The 18315-nt window shown below is 67.5% G+C and carries 16 protein-coding genes and 1 tRNA gene; 6 read left to right on the plus strand and 11 right to left on the minus strand.

Annotation, left to right across the window (positions count from 1 at the left end):
• Positions 1–53: 53 nt before the first annotated feature.
• The 8 genes from esaR to def all read right to left on the minus strand — a co-directional run bounded on the left by esaR (position 54) and on the right by def (position 8598).
• Complete coding sequence (gene esaR, locus AC0KUR_RS17435) at positions 54–755, minus strand: response regulator transcription factor EsaR (protein ID WP_034190229.1); 702 nt, start codon at positions 753–755, stop codon at positions 54–56.
• The gene (gene esaS / locus AC0KUR_RS17440) at positions 756–3170 is read right to left on the minus strand and encodes a sensor histidine kinase EsaS (RefSeq protein ID WP_034190228.1); all 2415 of its coding nucleotides are present in this window, start codon (positions 3168–3170) and stop codon (positions 756–758) included. It lies immediately after the preceding gene.
• Complete coding sequence (locus AC0KUR_RS17445) at positions 3160–3750, minus strand: DUF4390 domain-containing protein (protein WP_034190340.1); 591 nt, start codon at positions 3748–3750, stop codon at positions 3160–3162. Before AC0KUR_RS17445 ends, esaS begins: the two co-directional genes overlap by 11 nt.
• Positions 3747–5138, minus strand: a complete 1392-nt coding sequence (gene rsmB / locus AC0KUR_RS17450) for a 16S rRNA (cytosine(967)-C(5))-methyltransferase RsmB (RefSeq protein ID WP_034190227.1) — start codon at positions 5136–5138, stop codon at positions 3747–3749. Before rsmB ends, AC0KUR_RS17445 begins: the two co-directional genes overlap by 4 nt.
• A gap of 229 nt (positions 5139–5367) precedes the next feature.
• A complete protein-coding gene (gene htpX / locus AC0KUR_RS17455; protein WP_059561479.1) occupies positions 5368–6225 on the minus strand; it encodes a zinc metalloprotease HtpX in 858 nt (285 codons plus the stop codon).
• A gap of 100 nt (positions 6226–6325) precedes the next feature.
• Positions 6326–6967: a LysE family translocator gene (locus tag AC0KUR_RS17460; RefSeq protein WP_049032085.1), complete on the minus strand. Its 642-nt coding sequence runs from the start codon at positions 6965–6967 to the stop codon at positions 6326–6328.
• Between the two features lie 110 nt (positions 6968–7077).
• On the minus strand, positions 7078–8061 hold the full coding sequence (fmt, locus tag AC0KUR_RS17465) for a methionyl-tRNA formyltransferase (protein ID WP_034190224.1): 984 nt from the start codon (positions 8059–8061) through the stop codon (positions 7078–7080).
• 33 nt (positions 8062–8094) lie between these two features.
• Positions 8095–8598, minus strand: coding sequence for a peptide deformylase (def, locus tag AC0KUR_RS17470; protein ID WP_006477461.1), 504 nt, complete (start codon positions 8596–8598; stop codon positions 8095–8097).
• A 185-nt stretch (positions 8599–8783) separates the two neighbouring features.
• Here def and dprA point away from each other — a divergent pair, with 185 nt between their 5' ends.
• The 3 genes from dprA to AC0KUR_RS17485 all read left to right on the plus strand — a co-directional run bounded on the left by dprA (position 8784) and on the right by AC0KUR_RS17485 (position 13333).
• Entirely contained in the window at positions 8784–10097 is a 1314-nt protein-coding gene (gene dprA / locus AC0KUR_RS17475; protein WP_473376219.1) for a DNA-processing protein DprA, read from the plus strand.
• 36 nt (positions 10098–10133) lie between these two features.
• Positions 10134–10514, plus strand: a complete 381-nt coding sequence (locus AC0KUR_RS17480) for a thioredoxin family protein (RefSeq protein ID WP_034190222.1) — start codon at positions 10134–10136, stop codon at positions 10512–10514.
• A gap of 194 nt (positions 10515–10708) precedes the next feature.
• Positions 10709–13333, plus strand: a complete 2625-nt coding sequence (locus AC0KUR_RS17485) for a DNA topoisomerase III (protein WP_034190221.1) — start codon at positions 10709–10711, stop codon at positions 13331–13333.
• Positions 13334–13471: 138 nt separating this feature from the next.
• Here the strand turns inward: AC0KUR_RS17485 and AC0KUR_RS17490 are convergent, their stop codons facing one another.
• Positions 13472–14521, minus strand: a complete 1050-nt coding sequence (locus tag AC0KUR_RS17490) for a LysR family transcriptional regulator (protein ID WP_034190220.1) — start codon at positions 14519–14521, stop codon at positions 13472–13474.
• Between the two features lie 426 nt (positions 14522–14947).
• Between AC0KUR_RS17490 and AC0KUR_RS17495 the strand changes: the two genes are divergently transcribed.
• On the plus strand, positions 14948–15961 hold the full coding sequence (locus AC0KUR_RS17495) for a D-2-hydroxyacid dehydrogenase family protein (RefSeq protein WP_034190219.1): 1014 nt from the start codon (positions 14948–14950) through the stop codon (positions 15959–15961).
• A gap of 49 nt (positions 15962–16010) precedes the next feature.
• Here AC0KUR_RS17495 and AC0KUR_RS17500 read toward each other — a convergent pair whose 3' ends face one another.
• Complete coding sequence (locus AC0KUR_RS17500) at positions 16011–16877, minus strand: patatin-like phospholipase family protein (RefSeq protein ID WP_034190218.1); 867 nt, start codon at positions 16875–16877, stop codon at positions 16011–16013.
• Between the two features lie 8 nt (positions 16878–16885).
• The gene (locus AC0KUR_RS17505; protein WP_034201217.1) at positions 16886–17290 is read right to left on the minus strand and encodes a PaaI family thioesterase; all 405 of its coding nucleotides are present in this window, start codon (positions 17288–17290) and stop codon (positions 16886–16888) included.
• 190 nt (positions 17291–17480) lie between these two features.
• On the opposite strand from AC0KUR_RS17505, the gene AC0KUR_RS17510 reads away from it, so the two are divergent.
• Positions 17481–17556, plus strand: a tRNA-Lys gene (locus AC0KUR_RS17510).
• A 182-nt stretch (positions 17557–17738) separates the two neighbouring features.
• Positions 17739–18315: DUF3592 domain-containing protein (locus AC0KUR_RS17515; protein ID WP_473376220.1), on the plus strand; the 577-nt coding region annotated here is incomplete at its 3' end.

Consider the following 18315-nt stretch of genomic DNA (forward strand, 5'->3'; position numbering starts at 1 on the left):
ATGAAAGTATATCGAGCTATTCGTACCTGAGCAAGTGCTTTCACAAAATATTTTTATACGGCGCCTTCGGTCGGCTTCTTGCCGAGCTCGACGCCGAGCTGCTTGAGCTTGCGGTACAGGTGCGTGCGCTCGAGGCCCGTCTTCTCCGCGACGCGCGTCATGCTGCCGTTCTCGCGCGCGAGGTGATATTCGAAGTAGGCGCGCTCGAACGCGTCGCGCGCTTCGCGCAACGGGATGTCGAACGGGATCGCGGCCGTCTGGCCCGCCAGGCCGAGTGCCGATGCCATGTCGTCGCCGAGCGTCGGCAGCGCGGCCGCGGACGCAACCGCCGCGGGCCCTGCGGCCTGTCCGGCGCCGGCCTTCGCCGCCGCGTTCGCCGACACCGGCGCCGCGCCGCGGGCGAGGCCGTGCTCGACGGACTTCAGCAGCTTCTGCAGCGCGATCGGCTTCTCGAGGAAATCGAGCGCGCCGATCTTCGTCGCCTCGACGGCCGTATCGATCGTCGCGTGCCCGGACATCATGATCACGGGCATCGTCAGCAGCCCTTGCGCCGCCCACTCCTTGAGCAAGGTCACGCCGTCGGTATCGGGCATCCAGATATCGAGCAGCACGAGATCGGGCGCCTGATTCAGTCGGTATTCCCGCGCAGCCTGCGCGTTCTCCGCCGCCTCGACGACATGTCCTTCATCGCTGAGGATCTCCGAGAGCAATTCCCGGATGCCCATTTCATCATCTACCACCAGGATGGTTGCCATTTACGCTGCCTTTGTCTGCTCACTTGCTTTTGTCTTAGCGGGGGTCGCCCCGTCCTGTGCGCGATGTTCGGCGCCTGGCGTATCGCTTGCCATCTGCAGGAACAGGATCGACACCTGCGCACCCTCAACGGTCTCGCCGTGCATGCGATTGCGCAGATCGATCCGCGCGCCATGCTCGTCGACGATTTTCTTGACCGTGGCCAACCCGAGCCCCGTGCCCTTCGCCTTCGTCGTCACATAAGGCTCGAACGCGCGGGTCAGGATGCGTGCCGGAAAACCGGGCCCGTTGTCGGACACGGTAAGACGTACCGCGACGCGCGTTTTACCCTCGGCGTCGGGATCGCCATATTCTACTGTCTTGGTTTCGATCAACACACGCGGATGAGCGGACTCCGCGACCGAATCCTGCGCATTCTGCAGCAGGTTGTGAATCACCTGGCGCAGTTGCGTCGCGTCTCCGCGTATCACCGGCAGCGACGGCGCGAGCTCGGCGACGATCGGGCTCTTGCCTTCGCCGACACCATACAGCCCGAGCACCTCGCTCGCCAGCTCGTTCAACTGCAGGTTCGCGAGCACCGCCGGCGGCGTGCGCGCGTATTCGCGGAAATCGTCGACCATCCGCTTCATCGCCGCGACCTGGTTCACGATCATCGTCGCGCCGCGCTTGAGTACGTCCGCATCGGACGGCGCGAGCTTGTCGGACAGCTTCATCTGCAGCCGCTCGGCCGACAGCTGGATCGGCGTCAGCGGATTCTTGATCTCGTGCGCGAGCCGGCGTGCGACCTCGCCCCACGCGACCGACCGCTGCGCGGAAATCACGTCGGAAATGTCGTCGAACACGACGACGTAACCGGACGTCTGCGGATCGTCTGCCTGCCCTTCGACCGTCGACACGAGGCGCGTGCCGCGCACGAGCAGCGTCAGCGGATCGCTTTCGCCCGGCACCTCGATCGCGAACTGCTGCTGCCAGTGGCCGCGGTCGCCGCTGCCGCCGTCGGACGCCGCCTCGCGATCGGCGAACGCCTTGCGCACCATCGCGCCGAACCCCGCGGCCACGCCGATCCGGTCGAGCGTCGTGCCGATCATCGAGTTGAACGGCTGCCGGAAGATCCGCTCGGCGCCGCGATTGGCCGTCGTCAGCCGGAACTGGCGGTCGAGCACGAACACGCCGGCCGTCAGGTTCGCGAGGATGCTCTCGAGATACGTCTTCGAATGCTCGAGCGCGATGCGGTTCTTCTCGACCGCGAGCCGTGCCTCGGACAACTGCCGTGTCATCGCGTTGAACGACTGCGTGAGGAAGCCGAGCTCGTCGCGCGTCTTGATCTCGCGCTTCGGCGTGTAATCGCCTTCCGTGATTTCCTTCGTGCCCTGCGCGAGCAGGAACAGCGGCCGCGCGAGCTGCTGGCCGAGCGCGAGCGCGAGCATCATCGCGATGAAGGTCGCGAGGAACAGCGCGAGCGTCAGCGTGCCGATGTACATCTTGCGCAGCCCCGTGCGGCCGAGCGACTTTTCCTGGTACTCGCGGTAGGCGCGCTGCACGGCGTCCGCGTTGTGCGCGAGCGTCGGCGGCACCGGCTGCGTGAGCTGCAGGAAGCGCTCCGCCGGCTGCAGCAGCGACGTCGTCGCATCGGGAATCGGCCGCACCACGCGCAGCCGCAGCGCGCCCTTCGCGCCATGCGCGCGCGGGTCGCCGTCGACCTCGCCCTCGATCGCCGCGTACGCGCCGTGTTCGCGCGCCTGGCTCAGCATCAGCGGTGTCGGCAGGTCGTCCGGAATCAGCGCCGCGAAATTGCCCGACGCCTGCGCGACAATGTGCAGGTCGGGCGCCGCGCCCGAGCCGCCGCGGCTCGGCTCGACGATCGTCGCGTCCTGCACGCCGAACTGGTCGCGCAGCCGCAGCAGCGTGAGCGTCGTGCCGTTCGTGTTCGCGTCGACGCTCGCGAGCTGGTCGGACATCAGCCGCGCCTTCGTCTGCAGATCGGACAGCGATGCATCGAGCATCCCGCGGCCGAGGTTCAGGCCGGCCGTCAGCGCCGTCTCGACGTTCACGTCGAACCACGACTCGATACTGCGCGACACGAACTGGTACGACACGATGTAGATGATCCCGCCCGGCACCACGCCGACGAGCGCGAAGAACACCGCGAGTTTCGCGAGCAGCCGCGTGCCGAACTTGCCCTTCCTCAGGCGCACGACGATCATCCCGATCAGCCCGAGCACCACGAGCAGGAACACGAGCGCGACGACGATGTTCGTCGCGTACAGCCACGAGTAGTAGCGATCGAAGAACTCGGTGTTCGCGCTCGCGGCGGCGAGCAGCACGAGCAGCAGCAACGCGGTCAGCGCGACGGTCGAGACGATCACGCGAATGAGGAAGCTCTTCCCGCTGGCCGCGCGGCGCACTTTATTTAGCACGTTCGGTCACCGTGAAGTTGAAGCGCTTCCAGTCGGACCCGAGTGTCCAGTCGCGGTTGTTCACGGCATCGACCTGGAACGGCTTCGGCATCAGCGCCGTGTCGAGCTGCATCCGCACCGACGCCGTGTAGGTCTCGCCCGCGCGCACCTGGTTGCGGTCGATCACGTGCCACGACGTGATGTGCCGGATCACGGCGAGCGCGTCCTTCAGCGACGGGAAGCCGAGCTGCAGGCCGCCCGTCGACACGCGGTACTCGCGCGTGAGCGGCTGGAACGACAGGCGGATCGTCTGCGTCACCGCCACCGGCTGCTCGTCGAACCAGTACCAGCGCGCGCGGCTCAGCTCGAAGTCGGTCGTGAAGTAAAGCGGGATGCCCTTGTTGACGGCATCCTCGAGGTTCGGATTCAGCTCGAAGTCGAAACGCGCGTCGAGGCTCCAGCCGCTTCCGTCGGCCTGGAGCGACGCGCGCTGCACGGCGATCGATTCGGCATGCGCCGGCCGGACGACGGCCAGGCACAGCATCAACGCGACCAGCAGGACGGCCGCGAGCCGAAAGGGAAAAAGGTGTTTGATCGTCACCGTTTCTGAAACCGCGCGTAGAAAAATCCGTCGTGATCGGTGTTCTGGTCGAGTGCGCCGGCGGCCGCCCGTCCCTGCACGCCGCCCGGCAGCAGCTGGCCGGGGGCGTCCAATCGTACCGCATCTTCACAGGCCGCTTCAAACCAGCGGGCCTGCATTTCGCCTTCTTCCGGGAAGATCGAGCAGGTCACGTAAAGCAGTTCGCCGCCCGGCTTCACGAGCGGCCACAGCGCCGACAGGATGCGGCGCTGCTCCGCGACGAGCGCCGGAATGTCGGCCTCGCGGCGCAGCCAGCGGATGTCGGGGTGCCGCCGCACGATGCCGGACGCCGAGCACGGCACGTCGGCGAGGATCCGGTCGAACGGGCGCCCGTCGTACCACGCGTCGGGTGAGCCGGCATCGCCGACGCGCACGTCCGCCTCGAGCGACAGGCGCACGAGATTCTCGCCGATGCGCGCCGCGCGCGTCGCATCGCTTTCGAGCGCAACGACTTCCGCGTCAGCGAGTTCGAGAATATGGCCGGTCTTGCCGCCGGGCGCCGCGCATGCATCGAGCACGCGCATGCCGTCGCGCGCGTCGAGCCATTCGGCCGCGAGCTGCGCGCCGGCGTCCTGCACCGACACGACGCCGTCGGCGAACCCCGGAATGCGTTCGACCGGCAGCGCCGACGCAAGCCGCACCGCGTGCTGGCCGATTGCGGTCGCTTCGATCCCGCTCGCACGCAGCGTCTCGAGATACGCGTCGACGCTCGCGCGGCGCGCATTTACGCGCAGCGTCAGCGGCCCCTGTCGTTCGCCGGCCGCGAGGATCGCCGGCCACGCATCGGGCGCTGCACGCTTCACCGCATCGACCCACCATGCGCGGTAATTCCAGCGTGCGACCGGATCGTCCTGCATTGCCGCGACGAGCGCATCGCGTTCGCGCAGGAAACGGCGCAGCACCGCGTTGACCATGCCCTTCGCGAACGCGCATTCGCGCCGCGCGCCGATGACGGTGACGGCCTGGTCGACCACCGTGAACGCCGGATACGCGGCCTCGTCCGCCGGGTCGAGCAGCAGCGCGAGCGCGCCGGCGAGCACCGCATGCACGTGCGCGGGCGGCGCCTTGCTGACGAGTTTGCCGATCAGCCAGTCCGCGCTGCCGAGGCGACGCATCGTCCGGTAGGCGACGTCCTGTGTCGCACCGCGCGCGAGCGCCTGTGCGCCGGACGCCATCTGCGCGAATACCGCCGACAACGCTGCCGGCAGCGCGGTGCCGCGCCGTACCGCATCGACCGCCTGCGCGGCCGCGTCGAGCGCGAAGCCGAGCGAATCGGGCGCCAGATGCAGCGCGGCCAGACGCGCCGGGCGGCCGGAAGAAGACGGAGCGGAAGAACGGGTTCGTGTCATCGGTACGGAATCGGCAATCAGGCGCGGCAAACAAATACGGCTAACGGCAGGATCGCGGCGGCCGCGAGGCCCCGCGATCCCCAACCGCGCATTGTAGCGTGCGACCACGCGGCCCCTTTGGCCCCTTTGACCTCTTTAAGGCGCGCCCAAATGAAACACCCCGCAGCGCGAAGCGTGCGGGGTGGCGTGACGGCCCCCGCGCGGCAACGGCCGCGCGGTACACCGGGGTTCAGTCGAAGCGGCCGGTACGCGCCATCTCCATCAGGCGCGCGATGCGCTCCTCGGTGGCCGGGTGCGTCGAGAACAGGTTCTGCAGGCCGCCGCCGTGCAGCGGGTTCATGATCATCATCTGCGCGGTGGCCGGATGGGCCTCGGCCGCCTGGAACGGGATACCCGCCGCATAGCGATGGATCTTGTCGAGCGCGGTCGCGAGCGACTGCGGATCGCCGGAAATCTGCGCGCCGCCGCGGTCGGCCTCGAACTCGCGGGCCCGCGAAATCGCCATCTGGATCAGCGCGCCGGCGATCGGCGCGAGCAGCGCGACCGCGATACCCGCGATCGGGTTGGCCGGCCGGCCGTTCTCGTCGCGCCCGCCGAAGAACATCGCGAAGTTCGCGAGCGCGGAGATCGCGCCCGCCATCGTCGCGGTGATCGTCGAGATCAGGATGTCGCGGTGCTTCACGTGCGCGAGCTCGTGCGCCATCACGCCGCGCATCTCGCGCTCCGACAGCACGCGCAGGATGCCCGTCGTCGCGGCAACCGCCGCGTGCTCGGGGTTGCGGCCCGTCGCAAACGCGTTCGGTGCATCCTCGTTGATCAGGTAGACGCGCGGCATCGGCAGGTTCGCGCGCGTGGCCAGCTCGCGCACCATCCGGTAGAACTGCGGCGCCGTGTTCTCGTCGACTTCCTGCGCGTTGTACATGCGCAGCACCATCTTGTCCGAGAACCAGTACGAGAAGAAATTCATGGCGAGCGCGAACAGCAGCGCGATCGTCATGCCCCGCGAGCCGCCGATCATCCCGCCGATCACGATGAACAGGGCCGTGATCGCGGCCATCAGCATCGCCGTTTTGACCCAATTGAACATACCCACTCCTTATCCGTCAGGGGACCCGCCGCGCATCACAGCGCACGGCGGAAAATTGTAAGCGATTTGTTAGATAAGGTCTTGCCGGAAAAATTCAATCTCAGCGTTGCGATGCCGCAAGACGCAGCCCGAGGCCGACGAACGCGCTGCCGACCGTGCGGTCGAGCCATTTCCTGACGCCCGGCTTGCCGGAAAAACGCTGCGTGACGCTGCCCGCCACCCATGCGACGAGGCTGGTCCAGACCGTGCTCATCGCGACGAACACCGCGCCGAGGGTCAGGAACGCCCATGCCTTGTGCGGGCTGTCGGCCGACACGAACTGCGGAAAGAACGACACAAAGAACAGCACGACCTTCGGGTTCAGCACGTTGGTCCAGAAGCCCTGCATGAACAGCTGGCGCAGCGGCTTGACGGCCGCGGCCTGCGCGGCTTCGGCGCCCGACGGCGCGGCGGCCTGCTTCGTGACGATCATCCGCACGCCGAGGTAGATCAGGTAGGCCGCGCCAACCAGCTTGATCACCGTGAACGCGGTGGCCGACGCCGCGAGCAGGGCGGTCAGGCCGAATGCGCACGCGAGCGCGTGCACGCAGCAGCCGGCCGAAATGCCGAACGCCGACATCAGCCCCGCGCCGCGGCCCTGCGCGACGCTGCGGCCGACGATGTAGGCCGTATCGGGGCCGGGCGTGACGTTCAGCAAGAAAACCGCCAGCACGAAGAAACCGAAATGGGTGATGCCGAACATGAAAACCTCGAAACCGGAGAGCGCAGGGAAATTCTACGCGCGCCTGCCGCGCCGCGCGACTCGGCCGTTCGGCCGATTGCGCAGGGCGGGCAGGTCGGATCGAATAGCGCTCAGGCCGCGTCGGGCAACGCGAAACGCTGGCCCGCGGCGAGCGGCGAGCCGGCCAGGAATTCGCGCGCGGGCAACCGCTTGCCGCCCGGCTTCTGCAACTGCGTGACGCGCAGCGCGCCGCTGCCGCACGCGACGACCACGCCTTCCGGCGCGGCTTCGACGATCGTGCCGGGCGCCGCGTCGCCGCGCGCCGCCACGGGCTCGGCCGCCCACAGCTTGATCGCCGCGCCGTCGAGCGTCGCGACGCCGCCCGGAAACGGATCGAACGCACGCACCTGGCGCGCGAGCACGTCGGCAGGCTTGCGCCAGTCGAGCGCCGCTTCGTGCTTGTCGATCTTTTCCGCATAGGTCACGCCGTCGGCCGGCTGCGGCGTCGCCGGCAGCGTGCCGTCGCGCTCGAGCCGCACGAGCGCGTCGACGATCAGCCGCGCGCCGTCGGCGGCCAGACGGTCGTGCAGCGTCGCGGTCGTATCGTCGGCCGCGATGGCGACACGGGCTTCCTCGATCATCGCGCCGGTGTCGAGGCCGACGTCCATCTGCATCAGCGTGACGCCCGTCTCGGCGTCGCCGGCCTCGATCGCACGATGGATCGGCGCGGCGCCGCGCCAGCGCGGCAGCAGCGACGCATGGATGTTGATGCAGCCGGCGCGCGGGATGTCGAGCACTTCCTGCGGCAGCAGCAGGCCGTACGCGGCCACCACCATCACGTCGTGCGGCGTCGTGCGCAGCAGCTCGATCGCGTCGGCCGCCTCGGCCGGGTACTTGCCCGCGCGGCGCAGCGACGGCGGCTGCGCGACCGGCATCCCGTGCTCGACGGCGTAACGCTTCACGGCGCTCGCCTGCAGCTTCATCCCGCGCCCCGCAGGGCGATCGGGCTGGGTGAGCACGAGCGGCACCGGGAAACCGGCCTCGTGGATCGCGGCAAGGGCAGCCGCGGCGAATTCCGGCGTGCCGGCAAAAATCACGCGCAACGTATGGGTCATGAAAGCGTTCGGGTCGGGCAGGGGGAACGCGCGTTACATCGCGCGTTCGAGTTTCTTCATCTTCGTCTTGATGCGCGTCTGCTTGAGCGGCGACAGGTATTCGACGAACACGCGCCCCATCAGGTGATCCATCTCGTGCTGGACGCACACGGCGAGCAGGCCTTCGCAGTCGAGCTCGAAGGTCTCGCCCTGCTCGTTGAGCGCGCGCACGCGCACGTGATCGGGCCGCTCGACTTCGTCGTAGATGCCGGGCACCGACAGGCAGCCCTCTTCATAGATCTGCTTCGCGTCGCTCGACCACACGATCTCGGGGTTGATGAACGCGCGCAGCTCGTTCTTCTCCTCGGAGACGTCGATCACGATCACGCGCTCGTGCACGTCGACCTGCGTGGCCGCCAGGCCGATGCCGGGCGCCGCGTACATGGTTTCGGCCATGTCGGCGACGAGCTTGCGGATCCGGTCGTCGACCTTGTCGACGGGCTTGGCGACCTTGTGCAGCCGCTTGTCGGGGTAATGAAGAATATTGAGCAAAGCCATGGTGTTCGGTATTCGGTGGAGCGACGTGCCGCATCGGCCGTCCGACCGACTGGTGCCGCCGCCGGGATGCAATGAAGATGGGGCGGATGCGTGGCGAATCAACGCCGCGGATCGCGCCTCCTGCAATCGGCCGGGCGCTTGTGCGCGCGGCCCTGTCGAGTATTTCGGATGATGAAAATTTTATCATGGCGCCACGCGGTTCGCTGGCCGCCGCATTCGAGGGCAGCCTCATGTCGCCGCAAGCGCTGACGCCGTCCGCGCTGCGCGCGTGGCTCCAGCTCGCGCATGCGCCCGGCCTCGCGCCGGCCGTGCTGCAGATCCTGCTCGATACCTTCGGTTCGCCGGCCGCGCTGCTGCGCGCATCCGACCCGGCCATTGCCGCGGTGAGCAGCGCCGCCGCCGCGCAAGCCGTCCGCGCAAGCGAGCGCGGCGATCTCGACGTGTGCACCGACGCCGCGCTCGCGTGGCTCGACGCGCCGGGCAATGTGCTGGTCACGCTCAACGATCCGGCCTACCCGCCGCGGCTGCGCGACCTGCACGATCCGCCGCCCCTGCTATATGTAAAGGGCCGGCTCGACCTGCTGCATGCACGCGGCCTCGCCGTGGTCGGCAGCCGGCACCCGACGCCGCAGGGGCTCGCCGACGCAACGGGCTTCGCACGCGCGTTGTCCGACGCAGGGCTCTCGATCGTCTCGGGCCTCGCGCTCGGGATCGACGGTGCCGCGCATCGCGGCGGGCTCGACGGCCGCTCGGGCACGGTCGCCGTCATCGCGACGGGCGCCGATCTCGTCTATCCGGCGCGGCATCGCGCACTCGCGCACGAGATCGCCGCGCGCGGCGCGATCGTGTCCGAATGGCCGCTCGGCACGCCGGCCCGTGCCGCGCATTTCCCGCGGCGCAACCGGCTGATTGCCGCGCTGGCGATCGGCACGCTCGTCGTCGAGGCCGCGCCGCGCTCCGGCTCGCTGATCACCGCGCGGCTCGCGAACGAACTGGGGCGCGACGTGTTCGCGGTGCCGGGCTCGATCCACGCACCGCTTGCCCAGGGCTGCCACGCGCTGATCCGCGACGGCGCGAAGCTCACCGCATCGCCGCTCGACGTGCTGGAGGAATACGGGTTGGGTGAACCGGCAGCGCGCGCGACGGGTGGTGCCGCGCGCGCCGACAGCCGTGACCCGACAGACGGCGAAATTCGCGCCCCCGAATCCGCCTCCATCGCACCAGCGGATTCCGCCGCAGCGGCCATCGCGCCGGCCCGGATCGACGGCCCGCCACCCTGCTCCCCGCCGGAGCGAGCCGTGCTTGCCGCCTTGGGATACGGCCCCGTTACCTACGAGTGGCTCGCCGAACACAGCGGCCTGCCCGACGACGTGCTGCACGGCGCGCTGCTGGCGCTGGAGCTGGCCGGCCGCGTCGCCAGCCTCCCCGGCGGACGCTTCGCGCGGCTTGACGCCGCGCCCACCCCGGCCGCGCGCGGCGTGCTACATTCCCCGGCATAGAGGCGGCCAAGCCGCCGACGATATCCAAGGAATTCCATGCCCGCGCTGAACCTCGACACCGATGCGGATCGGATCGCCGAGCGCCTCGCCGATCCCGGCACGTTGCTCGTCGCCTGCCTGTGCGCCGAGTGGTGCGGCACGTGCCGTGACTACCGGACGGCCTTCGACCAGCTCGCCGATGCGCATCCAAACGCCTGTTTCGCCTGGATCGACATCGAAACGCATGCCGACCGGCTCGACGATCTCGACGTCGAGAACTTCCCGACGATCCTGATCGAGGACGCCAACACCGCACGTTTCTTCGGCACGGTGCTGCCGCACGCGGCGATCGTCGAGCGGATGCTGTCCGACCTGAGCGCGGTACCCGGCGCGCCGCACGCACCGAAATTGCGCAACGTCCTGATCGTCGAAGCCTGAATTCGCCGGCCGGCGCAGCGGTTGGGCGCGTGTTTGCGCGCCTCGCCGCGGCGAGGCGCTTGCCGCCGTTGCAGCCCCCCTCTATGATGGGCCGCTTTTTACACGCCGAGCCGCCGTCGCTGCGGCGTGTGCTATAAAGCGGTCGTAAAAGCGACCCACAACCGGCGAACCCGGTCTACCAACACACACCTGTCATGTCCAAAGCACTGATCATTGCGGAAAAGCCTTCTGTCGCGAACGACATCGCACGCGCTTTGGGCGGCTTTACCAAGCATGACGAGTATTACGAGAGCGACGATTTCGTCCTTTCGTCCGCTGTCGGCCACCTGCTGGAAATCGCCGCCCCGGAAGAGTACGAGGTCAAGCGCGGGAAATGGAGCTTCGCGCATCTGCCCGTCATCCCCCCGCATTTCGACCTGAACCCGATCGCAAAAAGCGAGTCGCGCCTCAAGGTGCTCACGAAGCTGATGAAGCGCAAGGACGTCGACCGCCTGATCAACGCATGTGACGCGGGGCGCGAGGGCGAACTGATTTTCCGCCTGATCGCGCAGCACGCGAAGGCGAAGCAGCCGGTCCAGCGCCTGTGGCTGCAGTCGATGACGCCGCAGGCGATCCGCGACGGTTTCGCGAACCTGCGCAGCGACACCGACATGCAGCCGCTCGCCGACGCCGCGCGCTGCCGCTCGGAAGCCGACTGGCTCGTCGGGATCAACGGTACCCGCGCGATGACCGCGTTCAACAGCAAGGGCGGCGGCTTCTTCCTGACCACCGTCGGCCGCGTTCAGACGCCAACGCTGTCGATCGTCGTCGAACGTGAAGAGAAAATCCGCCGCTTCATTCCGCGCGACTACTGGGAAGTGAAGGCCGAGTTTGCGTGCGCCGGCGGCTTCTACGAAGGCAAGTGGTTCGACCCGAAATTCAAGCGCGACGAATTCGATCCGGAGAGGCGCGACTCCCGCCTGTGGAGCCTGCCGGCCGCCGAAACGATCGTCGCCGCGTGCCGCGACCAGATCGGCACGGTCTCCGAGGAATCGAAGCCGTCAACGCAACTGTCGCCGCTGCTGTTCGACCTGACGAGCCTGCAGCGCGAGGCGAACAGCCGCTTCGGCTTCTCCGCGAAGAACACGCTCGGTCTCGCGCAGGCGCTGTATGAAAAGCACAAGGTGCTGACCTACCCGCGTACCGACGCGCGCGCGCTGCCGGAAGACTACCTGTCGACGGTCGAGTCCACGCTCGAGATGCTCAAGGAGAGCAACAACTACCTGCCGCACGCAAAGCAGGTGCTCGACAAGGGCTGGGTCAAGCCGAACAAGCGGATCTTCGACAACTCGAAGATCAGCGACCACTTTGCAATCATCCCGACGCTGCAGGCGCCGAAGTCGCTGTCCGAGCCGGAGCAGAAGCTGTACGACATGGTCGTGAAGCGCTTCCTCGCCGTGTTCTTCCCGGCGGCCGAATTCCGCGTCACGACGCGGATCACCGAAGTCGCCGGCCATCACTTCAAGACCGAAGGCAAGGTGCTCGTCGAGCCGGGCTGGCTGCAGGTGTACGGCCGCGACGCCGAAGGCGCGGACGCGAACCTCGTGCCGGTGCAGAAGGACGAGAAGGTGAAGACGGACGAAATCGCCGCCGTCGCGCTCGTGACGAAGCCGCCCGCACGCTATTCGGAAGCGACGCTGCTGTCGGCGATGGAAGGCGCGGGCAAGCTCGTCGAGGACGACGAGCTGCGCGAGGCGATGGCCGCGAAGGGTCTCGGCACGCCGGCAACGCGTGCGGCGATCATCGAAGGCCTGCTCGGCGAGAAATACCTGCTGCGCGAAGGCCGCGAGCTGATCCCGACCGCGAAGGCATTCCAGCTGATGACGCTGCTGCGCGGGCTCGGCGTGAAGGAACTGACCGCGCCCGAGCTGACCGGCGAATGGGAATACAAGCTGTCGCAGATGGAGCGCGGCAATCTCGGGCGGGACGCGTTCATGCAGGAAATCGCCCGCATGACGCAGCAGATCGTCAAGCGCGCGAAGGAATACGATTCCGACACGATCCCCGGCGATTACGCGACGCTCGAGACGCCATGCCCGAACTGCGGCGGCCAGGTGAAGGAAAACTACCGCCGCTTCGCGTGCACGAAGTGCGAGTTCTCGATCTCGAAGATCCCGGGCAGCCGGCAGTTCGAGATCCCGGAAGTCGAGGAATTGCTGCAGAAGAAGGAAATCGGGCCGCTGTCCGGCTTCCGCAGCAAGATGGGCCGCCCGTTCTCGGCGATCCTCAAGCTGTCCTTCGACGACGAGACGAAGAACTACAAGCTCGAGTTCGATTTCGGCCAGGACCAGGGCGGCGAGGAAGGCGAAGCGCCCGACTTCTCCGCGCAGGAACCGGTCGGCGCGTGCCCGAAGTGCAAGGGCCGCGTGTTCGAGCACGGGATGAGCTACGTGTGCGAGCACTCGGTGGCGAACCCGAAGACCTGCGACTTCCGCTCGGGCAAGGTGATCCTGCAACAGGAAATCACGCGCGAGCAGATGGGCAAGCTGCTGGCCGACGGCCGCACGGATCTGCTGCCGAACTTCAAGTCGTCGCGTACCGGCCGCAACTTCAAGGCGTTCCTCGTGAAGCAGCCGGACGGCAAGATCGGTTTCGAGTTCGAGAAGAAGGAACCGAAGGCCGCCGCCGCGAAGAAGACGGCAAAATCGGCGACGAAGGAGGCCGAAACCGTGACGGAAGGCGCCGAAGAGAAATCGGCACCGGCCCGCAAGACGGCCGCCAAGACCACGGCGACCAAGACCGCCGCCCGCAAGACGACGACGCGCAAGACGGGGTCGTAACGGCCCGACCGCCGGGAGCCGGGAGCCTTCCCCGGCGTATCGGGCTGCGCCAGGCAGCCATGAAAAAAACGCGGATCGATCGCTCGATCCGCGTTTTTCTTTTGTGCCGGCGGCAACCGCCGCCCGGCCGTCGCGCCGTTACAGCGGCGACGGCGCCGCGACGCGCGTACGCGGCGAACGCGGCAGGCGCGGCGACAGGTTCGGGTCGGCCGCTTCCGGCTGCTCGGCACGCGTCTCGACGCCGATCGGCGCGAGCGCCGAACTCTGCGCGGCCCACTGTTCCCCCATCATCGCGTCGGTCGAGTGGCTGAAATGCTCGACGAGGTGGTCGATGAAGGTCCGAACCTTCGCAGGCAGATGGCGCCGGCTCGGGTACGCGATGTTGATCTCGACCTGCGGCAGCCGGAAATCCGGCAGCAGCCGCACCAGCGCGCCGCGCGCGATGTCGCTGCCGATCAGGTAGCTCGGCAGGATCGCGACGCCCATGCCGAGCAGCGCGAACTGGCGCAGCATCGCGGTGTTGTTCGCGACGATCACGTTGGTCGGGCGCACGCGCACTTCGCCGTCCGGCCCCGTGAACACGCGCTCGTCGCCCCAGTATTCGGTCGGCAGGCTCAGGCTCGGGTGCTCGGCGAGCTGCTCCGGATGCGTCGGCACACCGTGCTTCTCCAGGTAGCTCGGCGTCGCGCACACGGTCATGCAGCCGGTGGTCAGGCGCCGCGTGACGATGCTCGCGCTGCGCATCTGGCGCGTGACGACGATACCGACGTCGAAGCCTTCCTCGACGAGATCGACCTGCCGGTCGACCAGCGTGAGATCCGGCACCACTTTCGGGAAATTCTCCGTGTACGACTGCAGCACGGGTGCGAGGTTGTGCAGGCCGAACACGACCGGCGCGACGATGCGCAGCGTGCCGACCGGCTCGTGATTGCGCGCGACGACCATCTGCTCGACGTCCTCGAGCTCATCGAGGATCTGGCGGGCACGCTCCAGATAGACCTGACCCGACTCCGTCAGGGAGAGGCTGCGCGTGGTGCGATTGAGCAAACGTGTGCCAAGCCGGCCTTCCAGGTCGGCGACATGGCGCGTCGCGACCGCGTTGGAGATATCCATTGCGCTCGCGGCCCGCGCGAAACTGCCGAGATCTGCAACCTTGACGAACACGCGCATCGACTGCAAATGATCCATAAACGACTCCTGCCGCTAGTACAACTTCAAAAAGATGAAGCAAATGCGTAATTCTCCTACGACAGCGGAAATGATGCAGAGTTGCTCAACAAGGCACCGGTTGACGATAAAAATAGTCAAAAATCCTCGCCTTACGCGGATGGATGATCCAATTATTCTGATTGGAGCAACAATTGGGTGAACCTCGTCGAGTAAGCAGCCGAATCAGGAAGGACGTGTCTGATGCGACACAACAGCGCACCCTTCCACACTGCGCGCGAGCGGCGCCGGGTCAGGCTCCCGCCAATTGCGGCGGAGCGTAACAACCTGTTAAAAAGACACCACGCAGGCGGCCGACGTAGCATCATGTCGGCCCCGGCCGGGCGGGACGGGCGCGCAACGTGCGCCGCCGCCACGGCCGCTTTCAACGCGCGACACCCGTTCACCATGAAAATTGCCATCCTCGACGACTACCAGGACGCCGTCCGCAAGCTGAACTGCTTCGAGATGCTCGCCGGCCACGACGTGAAGGTCTTCAACAATACGGTGCGCGGCCTGGGACAGCTCGCAAGCCGCCTGGCGGAAGTCGAGGCGCTCGTGCTGATTCGTGAACGGACCCCGATTACGTCGCAACTGCTCGCCAAGCTGCCGAACCTGCGCATGATCAGCCAGACCGGCCGCGTGTCGAGCCACATCGATCTGGAAGCCTGTACCGACCGCGGCATCGCGGTGCTCGAAGGCACCGGTTCGCCGATCGCGCCCGCCGAACTGACGTGGGCGCTCGTGATGGCCGCCCAGCGCCGCATTCCGCAATACGTCGCGAACCTGAAGCAGGGCGCCTGGCAGCAGTCGGGCCTGAAGACGTCGGCGCTGCCGCCGAACTTCGGCCTCGGCCAGGTGCTACGCGGCCAGACGCTCGGGATCTGGGGCTACGGCAAGATCGGCCGGCTCGTCGCCGGCTACGGCAAGGCCTTCGGGATGAACGTGCTGATCTGGGGCCGCGAGCATTCGCTCGAAGCCGCGCGCGCCGACGGCTACACGGCGGCCGAGAGCCGCGAAGCGCTGTTCGAGCAGAGCGACGTGCTGTCGCTGCACCTGCGCCTGCACGACGACACGCGCGGGATCGTGAAGCAGGAAGACCTGATGCGAATGAAGCCGACGTCGCTGCTCGTCAACACGAGCCGCGCCGAGCTGCTGGAGGAAAACGCGCTCGTCAACGCGCTGTCGCACAACCGTCCGGGGATGGTCGCGATCGACGTGTTCGAGAGCGAGCCGATCCTGCAGGGCTACAGCCTGCTGCGGATGGAAAACGTGATCTGCACGCCGCACATCGGCTACGTCGAGCGCGAAAGCTACGAGCTTTACTTCAGCGCGGCGTTCCGCAACATCCTCGCGTTCGACGACGGCGACATGTCGAGCGTCGCCAACCCGGAAGCGCTGACGCCGATCCGCAAGCGCTGATCGCACGGGCTGCGCGCGCCGCGCGGCCCCGCTTCTCCCTTCCCGATCGTCAGGCGGCCGCGCGGCCGCCCGTCATCGCGCCGACGCGCGTGAGGAAATGCTCGCCGTCGCGCCGCCCGAGATCGTACGCGTGCCGCATCTGCGACGGGCTCGTGTAATCCCAGCTCGAAATCGGTACCTTGCTCGACGGCTGCACGTACAGCCGCCGCTGATCGCCGTGCGCGACCGTGAACATCTGCGGACGCGGATACAGCCGCGTGACGAGCACCAGCACGTCGCCGGGCGACGGGTCGAGCGCGTCGACGGGCACGTTGTCGACCATCCCGCCGTCGAGCACGGGCCGGCCGCCGCGGCGCAATACCGGCGTGAACGGCGGCGTGCAGGACGACTGCAGGATCAGGTCGGCGAGTTCGTCGACGCGCGTGCAGGCCTGCGCCCGCACGAATTCGGGCCGAAAGCCGAGTGTGCGCCCGAGCGTCGGGTGCAGCGTCTTGCGCACGTATTTCTCGATGTTGTACGCGACGAGCCCGGCGGCGACCGCGCTGCGCGCGCCGAGCCAGCGCGGCACGTGCGACACGCCGATGCGGATCTCCGGCGCGTCGGCCAGCTTCGCGAACGGCTCGCCGTAGATGTCGAGCAACGCCTGGCGATAGATGCGGTAATGCGGAAACACGGGCTCGCGCCCGAACAGGTTGCCCCAGTACGCGTTCTTCCGGTTGTCGCGCAGCGCCTCTTCGTAATAGCGCATCACCCATGCGGCGTCGCGTGTATACAGCATGCACGCGGTCGCGGCGCCGGCCGAGATGCCGGTGATCACGCGCGGGCGCAGGCCGAGCGCCGGCTGCGCGACGTCCCAGAAGCCGGCTTGCCACCAGCAGCGATTGCCGCCGCCCGCAAAAACGATCTGGTCGAACATCGCGCCGCTCAGCTGACGAGGGCGTAGGTCGACGTCGCATGGACGGCCATCTTGCCGTCCTCGTCGAACAGCTCGACTTCGCCGAACACGAGGTTGCGGCCCATCCGCAGCACGCGCGCGGTGACAAGCACGTCGCCCTTGCGCACGGGACGCATGAAGTTGGTGTTCAGCGATACCGTCGTCATCGGCCGGAACTCGCCGAGCGCGGACGAGATCGCGACCACCATCGCGGTATCGGCGGCCGCCGTGAACACCTGGCCGCAGATGATGCCGCCCGAATGGCGGAATTCGCCGGAAAACGGCAGGCGCAGCGTGACGCTGTCGTCGCCGATCGACACGGGGACCAGACCCAGCGAGCGGACCCACGGGGCCAGCAGGCGATCCAGCAATTCGCGGACTGCGTTTTCGTCCATCTTCGACTGTCCAGAAAGCGTTGCGCGACCGCCGCGCAACACGTGTGGCGTCATCATACCGGGAGCGCGCAAACTGCGATCGCTCGTTACCGCGCCGCCGCCGGCCGCCGGCGTGACGAAATATTTTCAGGAAATTTGCACAAATGGCTTGCCATGTCCTGAAAACCCCGGCATAATCTTTCTTCTGTTGGGGGCGTTAGCTCAGTTGGTAGAGCAGCGGACTCTTAATCCGTAGGTCGAGTGTTCGAGTCACTCACGCCCCACCAGGAATTTCAAAGGCCGGTCAGCGCAAGCTGACCGGCCTTTTCCTTTTCCGCCGCCGAATTTCACGGTTGTACACCTTTCTCGGCATGCAACCCGCGCGCCTCTCGCGCAACGTTTCCGCTAGAATCGTCCGACAAATATCACACGACCGGCCCAGGCGTTTGCCTGCCGGCACTGAGAGAACATGGGACGTCATACATGGAAGCATGTGAACGAGACGCGACCATTCAGAGGGCCTGGTTGCGCCGATATCGGCTTGTCCGTCCGGTCGAGCCGCGCACCCGAGCCCGTCCGAATCCGCCGCGCGACGCACGAACCGGATCGGACCATGCCGGGTAAGGACGCGCTCGTCGCGCTGGCACTCGGCGTCGCGCTGCTCGTGCTCGCAGGCGTGCTCGCCGTCACGGCCGGCCGCGCAACCGGCCACTTGATCCGCGCGCCGGGCACGGTCGTGCGCATCGTGCAGGACAGCGACGCGATGCGCGCGTACCGGCCGATCGTCGCGTACCTCGCGAACGACGGCCAGCGCCGCGAAATTGCCGGCAATACCGCCTCGACCGTCCCGGCGTACGACATCGGCGAGAACGTCGACGTGCTGCTCGACCCCGCCCACCCCGACCGCCCCGCCCTGATCGACGATTTCGCGCAACGCTGGTTTCCGGTGCTCGTGCCGGCGCTGCTCGCCGTCGCGTCGTTCGCGATCGGCGGCCTGCTGATTGCCGCCGAGCGGCGGCGCCGGCCGGCCGAGCCGCCGCCGACCC

It is taken from the genome of Burkholderia sp. YHN3-13, from assembly GCF_055810675.1.